Annotated in this window: 9 protein-coding genes and 1 pseudogene; 6 read left to right on the plus strand and 4 right to left on the minus strand. The window is 69.3% G+C overall.

Annotated elements, in window-relative coordinates:
- Positions 1 to 587 (minus strand): ABC transporter ATP-binding protein (locus VNS22_RS18410; RefSeq protein ID WP_325734997.1); only part of this gene is annotated, 587 nt, incomplete at its 3' end.
- 2 nt (positions 588 to 589) lie between these two features.
- Entirely contained in the window at positions 590 to 1,345 is a 756-nt protein-coding gene (locus VNS22_RS18415; RefSeq protein WP_325734981.1) for an ABC transporter ATP-binding protein, read from the minus strand.
- A gap of 372 nt (positions 1,346 to 1,717) precedes the next feature.
- Between VNS22_RS18415 and VNS22_RS18420 the strand changes: the two genes are divergently transcribed.
- Complete coding sequence (locus VNS22_RS18420) at positions 1,718 to 2,026, plus strand: DUF1127 domain-containing protein (protein WP_325734983.1); 309 nt, start codon at positions 1,718 to 1,720, stop codon at positions 2,024 to 2,026.
- A 76-nt stretch (positions 2,027 to 2,102) separates the two neighbouring features.
- Positions 2,103 to 2,381 carry a hypothetical protein gene (locus tag VNS22_RS18425; protein WP_325734985.1) on the plus strand — a complete coding sequence of 93 codons (279 nt, stop codon included), beginning with the start codon at positions 2,103 to 2,105 and terminating at the stop codon, positions 2,379 to 2,381.
- Positions 2,382 to 2,429: 48 nt separating this feature from the next.
- On the opposite strand, the gene VNS22_RS18430 is transcribed toward VNS22_RS18425, so the two are convergent.
- Complete coding sequence (locus VNS22_RS18430; protein WP_325734987.1) at positions 2,430 to 3,866, minus strand: radical SAM protein; 1,437 nt, start codon at positions 3,864 to 3,866, stop codon at positions 2,430 to 2,432.
- Positions 3,867 to 4,018: 152 nt separating this feature from the next.
- Between VNS22_RS18430 and VNS22_RS18435 the strand changes: the two genes are divergently transcribed.
- The 4 genes from VNS22_RS18435 (at position 4,019) to VNS22_RS18450 (ending at position 8,781) form a co-directional block, all read left to right on the plus strand.
- Complete coding sequence (locus tag VNS22_RS18435; protein WP_325734988.1) at positions 4,019 to 5,098, plus strand: DUF2235 domain-containing protein; 1,080 nt, start codon at positions 4,019 to 4,021, stop codon at positions 5,096 to 5,098.
- Between the two features lie 142 nt (positions 5,099 to 5,240).
- Complete coding sequence (locus VNS22_RS18440) at positions 5,241 to 6,197, plus strand: sugar-binding protein (protein ID WP_325734990.1); 957 nt, start codon at positions 5,241 to 5,243, stop codon at positions 6,195 to 6,197.
- 75 nt (positions 6,198 to 6,272) lie between these two features.
- The gene (locus VNS22_RS18445) at positions 6,273 to 7,781 is read left to right on the plus strand and encodes a sugar ABC transporter ATP-binding protein (protein WP_325734992.1); all 1,509 of its coding nucleotides are present in this window, start codon (positions 6,273 to 6,275) and stop codon (positions 7,779 to 7,781) included.
- A gap of 16 nt (positions 7,782 to 7,797) precedes the next feature.
- Positions 7,798 to 8,781, plus strand: coding sequence for an ABC transporter permease (locus VNS22_RS18450; protein WP_325734994.1), 984 nt, complete (start codon positions 7,798 to 7,800; stop codon positions 8,779 to 8,781).
- 24 nt (positions 8,782 to 8,805) lie between these two features.
- Here the strand turns inward: VNS22_RS18450 and VNS22_RS18455 are convergent.
- Positions 8,806 to 9,095, minus strand: a pseudogene (locus tag VNS22_RS18455) (hypothetical protein); the annotation flags it as partial.

Below are 9,095 nucleotides of genomic sequence, written 5' to 3' on the forward strand. Positions count from 1 at the left end.
GCCTTCACGTTCTGCTCCACCATCAGGATCGTGGTACCCTCTGCCCGCACCTCGGCGAGCTTGGCGAACACTTCCGCCACCAGCCGGGGCGACAGCCCGGCCGAAGGCTCGTCCAGCATGATCATGCCGGGCTCCACCAGCAGGGCGCGGGCCACCGCCAGCATCTGGCGCTGACCGCCGGACAGGCGCCCGGCCGGCAGCGTGCGCTGGCGCGCCAGGTCCGGGAACAGCTCGAACATCGCCCCCACCCGCTCCTGGCAGCGCCGCCGGCCGAGGAAGAAGCCCGCCAGCTCCAGGTTCTCCTGGATCGTCAGGTTGGCGAACACGTTCTCGGTCTGCGGGACGAAGGCCAGCCCCGCCCGGACCAGACGGTGCGCGGGCAGCCGGCGGAGGTCCTGGCCATCGAAGCGGACCTCGCCCGACTCCACCCGGACCAGCCCGGCGATCGCCTTGATCAGGGTGGACTTGCCGGCACCGTTCGGGCCCAGCACCGCCACGATCTCGCCGCGCACCACCTGGATCGAGGCGCCGCGCACGATCGGCAGGCCGGGCTCGTAGCCGGCCACCAGCCGGTCGACCTGGAGCATGCTCAATGGGCGGCCCCGCCCAGGTAGGCCTCGACCACGCGCGGGTCGGCCCGGACCTGGTCGGGGCTGCCGCTCATCAGGAGCCGCCCGCCGGCCATCACCAGGACCGGGCGGCACAGCGACATCACCAGGTCCATGTCGTGCTCGATGATCAGGAACGTCACCCCCTCGGCGTGCAGGGCCCGGATCCGGTCCACGATCTGGGCCATGAGCGGCGGTGCCACGCCCGCCCCCGGCTCGTCCAGGAGAACCAGCCGCGGCTCCTGCATCATTGCGCGGGCGAGCTCCAGAAGCTTGCGCTGCCCACCGGACAGGGTGCGGGCCGGTGCCGGGGCAAGACGCTCCAGCCCCATGAAGCGCAGCCAGTGCCAGGCGCGCTCCGTGATCGCCGCCTCCTCGCGCGCCAGGGTGCGGGCACTGGTCCAGGCCCGCCAGAAGCGCTCGCCGGTCTGGTCCTTCGCCGCGACCAGCAGGTTGTCGAGCACGCTCAGGGCCGGGAAGGGGCGGGGGATCTGGAAGGTGCGGGCGATGCCCAGCCGGGTGCGCTGGTCCTGGCGGCAGCGGTCGATCCGCCGGTTCTCGAAATGCAGCTCGCCGCCGCTGGGCGGCAGGCTGCCGGCGATCAGGTTGAACAGCGTGGTCTTGCCCGCACCGTTCGGGCCGATCAGGCCGGTGATGGTGCCCCGGTCCAGGGTGAAGGAGACGTCGTCTACGGCCCGCACGCCGCCGAACGACCTGATCAGTCCATGAGCCTGCAACAACTCTGCTGCCCGATTTCCGCAAGTGTCGGTCGCTTTGGTTAGCCGGACGGGGCCTCTGCTGCAATCGGCGGCCTCTAGGTGCACTGCAATATGGCACTGTTGCACGGATTCACGACTGATATGCCTGGAATTTCGGCATGTTATCCCCATATGTGACAAACAAGCCACCGATTCGTGTCGGAAGAATGCAGCGATCTGATTCTGCAGCGCTGCGATGCAGCATGTCGGGTGGTGGGTAGCCAGACCGAGGCTTATCTTCCCGATCGTTGGGTCCGGCCAAGAGATCAGTTTGATCGGGAAGGTCGGGGAACAACCGGCCAGCCGCCTGACAAGGTCCGACCGGCTGGACTTCGAGTGGAGTGGAAGACAATGGGTGCCGTGCAACAGATCATCGACAGTGCGCTTCGTCAGTACCGGGCTTACGAGACCCGTCGTTCGCTGAGCCGCCTGAGCGACCGCAGCCTGGCCGACCTCGGCATGGAGCGCGACCTGATCGGCGACATCGCGGCGATGGCGGCTGCCCGTGGTGACGGCCGGGTATCGCTCGCCCAGATCCGCGTCATGGCCCAGGAGGCGCTGCTCGCACGCCGGGCCGACCAGCAGGCCGCCACGGCACCCTCGCCGCTGGCCTCCCTGCTCGGCACGCCGAAGCACCCGCACCTCGTGGCCGCCGACTGAGCGGCCCATCCCGGCCGGGCGGACCGTCGCGCCCGCGTCTGTTCTGCTCTTCACTTCTCACGACTGGATGACATCAATGTTCGCGAAGCTCACCGCCTCCCTGCGCTCCACCGAGACCTGGCGCCGGTTCGAGATCGCCCGTTTCCACCGCGCTGCCCTGCAGCGGGCCCGTGCCGAGCTGAACGCCTATGCGCCGCACGAGCTGGCCAGCGACCTGCGCATCAGCAGCGCCGATATCGAGCCGCTCGCCCAGGAAGAGGCGCGCCGCCGCACCGAGCTCCATGTCGCGCGCCATCCGGAGCTGCGGGCCGCCCTGGACGGTATGGATGCCCGGCTCGGCCTGGCCGGCGCCTGAGCGGCACGGCATCCTCCGGTCTTCCGGACGTTCCCCGTCGCCCGGCGCTCAGGCGGCCCGGCTCGCCGCGGTCAGGGCCTGGTTGCGCAGCGGGGTCAGGTCCGACCAGTCGATCTTGTCCCAGTCGAGCAGCGGGTCGTGCAGGGTCGCGATGAAGCGGCGGTGCTCGGGATGATCCGGTGCGGCGATGAAGTGCCGGCGGAACTCGTCCGGCGTGAACGTGCCCCAGTTGCGGATCATGTGGAAATGGATCCCGTCCGCACCCAGTGAGCGCGCCAGCTCCGCCGCCGCCGGCATCTCGGCGTAGTTCAGCGTCTGCACGACGAAGTCCAGGCGCCACTCCCGCACTCCGCCCCGCGCGCGCAGCCGCGCCATGAAGTCGAGATTGGCGCGCAGGCGCTGCCAGTCGCCGTGGCGCCGGATCACCGCATAGGTATCGGCCTCGGCCGCGTCGATCGACACCCACAGCGCGTCGACCCGCCCCTCCAGGTCCAATTCGTCCCAGGCGCGCTCGTCGCACAGCAGGCCGTTGGTCTGCAGCTGCAGGCGCAGCCTGGGGTAGCTCTGCCGGTCGAGCTGCTTGAGCAGCCGACGGAAATGGGCGCTGGCGAAGGGATCGCCCGAGCCGGTCGCCTTCACCATGCGGGCGTCGCGCAGGAGCGGCAGCACCACCCGGTCCGCCACCTCGTCCAGCCTCAGGCGCTCCGTCTGATCGGCCACGATCCGCTCGCGCCGGCAGGACGGGCAGGCCAGATTGCAGGACCGGTCGTAGTTCAGCAGCACCCGGCGCGGCCCGGCATCGACCTCGGTGACCTCGTCCTCGATGATCGCCACGAGCTCCCGATCGCTCACCGCCGCGCGCTCGGGCAGCCGCTCCGCGCTGAGGTGCGGGCAGTGCAGCCGCGAGCACCAGGTGAAGCTGCCGTCCAGCACCGAGCGGCGGATCGCCTTGGCCGCGGGCGAGTTCCAGAAGCCCGAGCCCCCCGACCCATCGGCCTGGCCGATCGGTACCGTCAGCCAGGACGGGCAGCAGGCATGGGCGCTCAGGTCCGGCCGCAGCTCCAGCTCGCGCCACGGCTTGGCGCAGAATCGCCCGCGCGGGTCGACGGGCCCCGGTCCTTCGCCGGATGCCGCCCGGGCCCGCAGATAGACATCCTGCGCGACGAGATCGCGCTGCTCGCGCGCCAGCGCCGCCACCGCGAGGCGCAAGGCCGCTTTGGCATCGCCCTCTGCCAGTGCCCGTCGCGCCAGCATCACCTGGACCAGCCGCGGCACCGGCTTGCCCGGCAGGGCCGCGGCGGCCGCGTCCGCGAACTGCCGCCAGATTCCCTGGCCGAACTCCTCCTCCAGCTCGGCCTCGACCGCCGCCACTGCCGCCTGCGGATCGGGCGGTATCTGGCCGTCGCGCGCAGGCGCCAGGAACAGGGCGGCATCGAACGCCACGGTGCGCTTGCGCAGACGGACGAGCAGGTCGGGAAGGTCCATGGGCCGATTGTGCCACAGCCGGGCCGTGGCCGGAAAGCGGACAGAGGCTCGGGTACACGCGGGTGTGCCCAGGACGATCTTGAACATAATCCTAGGAAAATATACCATCAACCTGCGGCCGCATGTGCCGTCGCGATCGCGGGGGAGAGGCGATGAAGCGGCTGGTCTTATGTTTCGACGGCACCTGGAACCGGACGGACGGGCAAGGCTCGGCCACCAATGTCACCAGGATCGCGCAGGCGGTGATGCCGCGGGGCCGGGACGGGGTGGTGCAGCTCACCCTCTACCTGCGCGGTGTGGGTGCCACGGCCGGCGGCATGGAACGGCTGATCGCCGGTGCCACCGGCCACGGCATCGACGACAACATTCGCGCCGGCTACCTGTTCCTAGCCCAGAACTATGTCGCGGGCGACCAGATCTACGTGTTCGGCTTCTCGCGCGGCGCCTTCACCGCGCGCAGCCTGGTGGGCTTCATCGGCGCCTGCGGCCTGCTGCGCCGCGACTGCCAGGACCGGATCATGCAGGCCTGGGAGCGCTACCGGCAAGGCGGCGGCCATGTGCCGGGGCGCTGCCATGACCGGGTGCCGATCGCCTTCCTGGGCGTGTGGGACACGGTCGGCGCGCTGGGCATCCCTTCCGACCTCCTGGGGCCGCTGTTGGCGGAGGACTACCAGTTCCACGACACCCGGCCCTCGCCGCTGGTCCGGGTGGCCCGCCATGCGCTGGCGATCGACGAGCACCGCGACGAGTTCGTGCCGACCTTTTGGACCGGAGAGGCACCGGCCGGCTGCGACATCCGCCAGGTCTGGTTCGCGGGCGCGCATGCCGATGTCGGCGGCGGCTACCGCCTGCGCCGGCTGGCCGACATTCCCCTGCGCTGGATGGCCGAGGAAGCGGCACTGGCCGGCCTCGGCCTGGATGGCGGGCTGCTGGAGCTGCCGGTCGACCCGCTGGCACCGCAGCACGAATCCCGCCGGAGCTGGTCGCGCAAGGACCTGCTCACCCCGACGCTGCGCCAGGTCGCCGGCCGGCCAGTGCCGGTGGGCCTGCTGGAGCGTCTCTACCAGCCGCTCGACCGGAGCGGCCGGCCCCTGCCGACCATCGGCGAGGAGCTGCATCCGAGCGTGCGGCTGCGCTTTGGCCGGCAGGTCCGGCGGATCCTCGATGATGACGACGTTGACGGCGAGCCGTATAGCTACCAGCCTCGCAACGTGGCACCGCTGATCGGCTGAACCGCGACCGCCTCCCTCGACCGGAGCGGCCCAAGAGCGGCAGGATCGATGCTTGCCGGCGCCGCTGGAACTGGATTAATACTATTTTTGTATTGAGTTGATCGGTACTCGCCCGATGTGGCGTCGGTCAGGGAGAGAAGTCATGAAGAGACGTGGGATCGTCGCGCTCTGCGCGGCCGCCTTGATGCTGTCGATCGGTGCCGGGGCCGCCTCGGCCCAGGAGAAGAAGACCCTCGCTCTGGTGACCAACGCCTCGGCGGACTTCTGGACGATCGCCCGGCGCGGCACCGAGAAGGCCCAGGAAGAGCTGCCGAACTACAATGTCGAGTTCTACGTGGTCGCCGAGGCCACCGCGGCCGAGCAGCGCCGGATCCTGGATGACCTGCTCACCAAGGGTGTGGCCGGCGTCTCGATCAGCTCGATCGACCCCGCCAACTCGACCGACATCCTGAACCGCGTCGCCGACCAGGCCGTGCTGTTCACCACCGACAGCGACGCGCCGGAATCCAAGCGGGTCGCCTATATCGGCACCGACAACCGCCAGGCCGGCGTCCAGGCCGGTGAGCTGATCAAGAAGGCGCTGCCCGACGGCGGCAAGATCATGATGTTCGTCGGTACCATGGGTGCGGCCAACGCGATCGAGCGCGTCGACGGCATCAAGCAGGCGCTGGAAGGCTCGAACGTCGAGATCATCGACATCCGCACCGACGAGGTCGACTTCGCCCGCGCCAAGCGCAACGTCGAGGACACGCTGACCAAGTACCCGGACATTTCCGGCCTGGTCGGGCTGTACTCGTACAACACGCCGCAGATCGTCGAAGCGGTCCGCGCGGCCGGCAAGACCGGCCAGGTCAAGGTGATCGGCTTCGACGAGGATCCGGTGACCCTGCGCGGCATCGCCGACGGCATCGTCGATGCGACTGTGGTCCAGCAGCCCTACGAGTTCGGCTACCAGTCGATGATCGGCCTGGCCAAGGTCATCGAGGGCGACAAGTCGTTCATCCCGGAGAACGGCCTGATCATCGTGCCGACCAAGGTGATCGACTCCTCCAACGTCGAGGAGTTCCAGAGCCAGATGCGCGAGCTGCTGGCGAAGTAACCTCACGCGGGACGGGCAGGCACTGCCCGTCCCGCACGTGCGAACCGCGCACCTGCGACCATCGTCGAGACGAGCATGCCGGCACCCTTCCTGGAACTCCTGGACATCACCAAGACCTATCCGGGGGTGACGGCACTCTCCGGCGTCAGCTTCGCCATCGGTGCCGGCGAGGTGGTGGGCCTGATCGGCGAGAACGGTGCCGGCAAGTCGACGCTGATGAAGATCCTGGGCGGCGTCGTCGAGCCGACCAGGGGCACCATCCGGGTCGACGGCAACGAGCGGCCGGCCTTCACCGTCACGGAATCGATGCAGGCCGGCATCGCCTTCGTCCACCAGGAACTCAACCTCTTCGAGAACCTGGACGTCGCCGCCAACATCTTCATCGGCCGCGAGCCGCGCTCGGGCGGCTTCCTCAACCTGGTCGACAACGCTGAAACCCGCCGCCGCGTGGCACCCTTGCTCCAGCGCCTGGGCGTCGATTTCGGCCCGGACGCACCCGTCGCCGAGCTCGCGATTGCCGAGCGGCAGATGGTCGAGATCGCCAAGGCGCTCTCCCTGAACGCCCGGCTGATCATCATGGACGAGCCGACCTCCAGCCTGACCCTGTCCGAGACCGACCGGCTCCTGTCGGTGATCGCCGAGCTGAAGGCCCAGGGTGTCGCGATCGTCTATATCAGCCACCGGCTGAACGAGGTGAAGCAGTGCGCGGACCGGGTGGTCTGCCTGCGCGACGGCAAGCTGGTCGGCACGCTCGACAAGGACGAGATCGAGCACCCGGCAATGATCCGCCTGATGATCGGCCGCGACCTGAAGTCGGTCTACATCCCGCCCAAGCACGCGCCCAAGGAGAGCGGGCTGACGCTGGAGGGCCTGCGCACCACGGCCTTCCCCGACTTCGCGGTAGACCTGACCCTGCGCCGCGGCGAGATCCTGGGCCTGGCCGGCCTGATCGGCTCCGGCCGGACCTCGCTCGCCCGCGCGATCTTCGGCATCGACCCGCCACTTGCCGGCACGATCGCGCTGGACGGCCAGCCCATCACCGTGGCCACCCCACAGGACGCGATCGCCAGGGGCATCTATCTCGCCCCCGAGGACCGCAAGCGCTCCGGCCTGATCCTGGAGTTCCCGATCCGCGAGAACATCTCGCTGGCCGACCTGAAGGAATACGCCCCTTCCTGGCTGATCCGCCGCGACCAGGAGCTGGCCGTCGCCGAGCGCCAGAAGGTCCGGCTCGGCATCCGCACCCCCTCGGTCGAGACGCCCGCCATCTCGCTGTCCGGCGGCAACCAGCAGAAGGTCGTGCTCGCCAAGTGGCTGTCGATGCGCCCGCAGGTGATCATCTTCGACGAGCCGACCCGCGGCATCGATGTCGGCGCCAAGGCCGAGATCTACCAGCTCATGCGCGAGCTGGCCGAGGCCGGCGTCGCGATCCTGATGATCTCCTCCGACATGGAGGAGGTGATCGGCGTCAGCGACCGGGTCGCCGTCATGCACGAGGGCTCGATCGCCGGCTTCCTCGAGCGCAGCCAGCTTTCCGAGCACGCCATCATGGAACTCGCCATCGGCCACCGCCCGGCCGCCTGATCAGGAACCTCCCCCCATGCACAAGAAAGATCTGGGCCTCCTCGTCCTGGTCCTGGTGATCGGCGCCATCACCACCGCGCTCAACCCGGTGTTCCTCTCGCCGGTCAACCTGGTCAACATGGCCAACCTGATCGGCCTGTTCGGGATCTTCTCGATCGGCCAGGGCCTCGTCATCATCACCGGCGGCATCGAGCTGTCGGTGGGCTCGATGTTCGCGCTGATCGGCGTGATCTTCGTCGATCTCCTGGTCAACTTCGCCCTGCCCTGGCCGCTCGTGGTGCTGATCGCGATCGGCCTGGGCCTGTTCTTCGGCGCGGTCCACGGCTTCCTGGTCACCCGCCTGCACCTGCAGCCCTTCGTCGTGACCCTGTGCGGCCTCTTGATCTACCGGGGCATCGCGCGCTGGTACATGGCGGACGCCACGATCGGCTTCGGCTATGGCGACTTCGATACCCTGTTCTGGCTGGCGTCCGGCCGCTCCTTCGGCATCCCGCACACCTTCATCGCCTTCGTGATCGTGGCGATCGTGATGTACGTGGTCCTGCACAAGTCGGTGTTCGGCCGCCACCTGCTGGCGGTCGGCAAGAACGAGGAAGCCGCCCGCTTCTCCGGCATCAACACCCGCGCCGTGATCGCGTCCGCCTACATGATCAACGGCGCGCTCGCCGGCCTCACAGCATTGTTCCTGGCCTTCTACACCAGCTCCGTCTCGCCCTCGGCGCACGGCAGCTTCTACGAGCTCTACGCCATCGCCGCGGCCGTGCTCGGCGGCTGTAGCTTGCGCGGCGGCGAAGGCTCGATCCCGGGCATCGTGCTGGGCACCATCCTGCTCCAGATCCTGCAGAACCTGGTCAACCTCCTGGGCATCCCGACCTCGCTGAACTTCGCGGTGATGGGCACGGTGATCCTGGCGGGCGTGCTGGCCGACCAGGCGCTGCAGCGCCGCCGCGCGATCAAGGTCGCCGAGCAGCAGCGGGCCAAGGTGGTGGCCGCCGCCTGAAGCCCCCCGGCAGGCTGCCTCGGCTCAGGAGCAGCCGAGCAGCCTGCCCCGCTTCATCGCGGCACCATCCCCGCCCCGCAGAAACGCCAGGCTCAGCACCGCCAGCCGATCCGGGTCGGCGGCCAGCCGCTCCACCGCCATCCAGCGCTGCCAGTCCGGCACGATGCTCCAGCCCGGCTCGCCCACCTGCGCCCAGGGCAGGCGGTAGTGCAGGGCCGGCCGCCCGCCGATCTTCTCGAACGGCAGCCGCGCCCGTACCCGCTTCCGGTCCAGCTGCAGCAGCACCGGCAGCAGGTCGAGCGCCCGGTCCCGGC

The organism is Geminicoccus sp., from assembly GCF_035556675.1.
In the GTDB taxonomy this organism is placed as follows: domain Bacteria; phylum Pseudomonadota; class Alphaproteobacteria; order Geminicoccales; family Geminicoccaceae; genus Geminicoccus.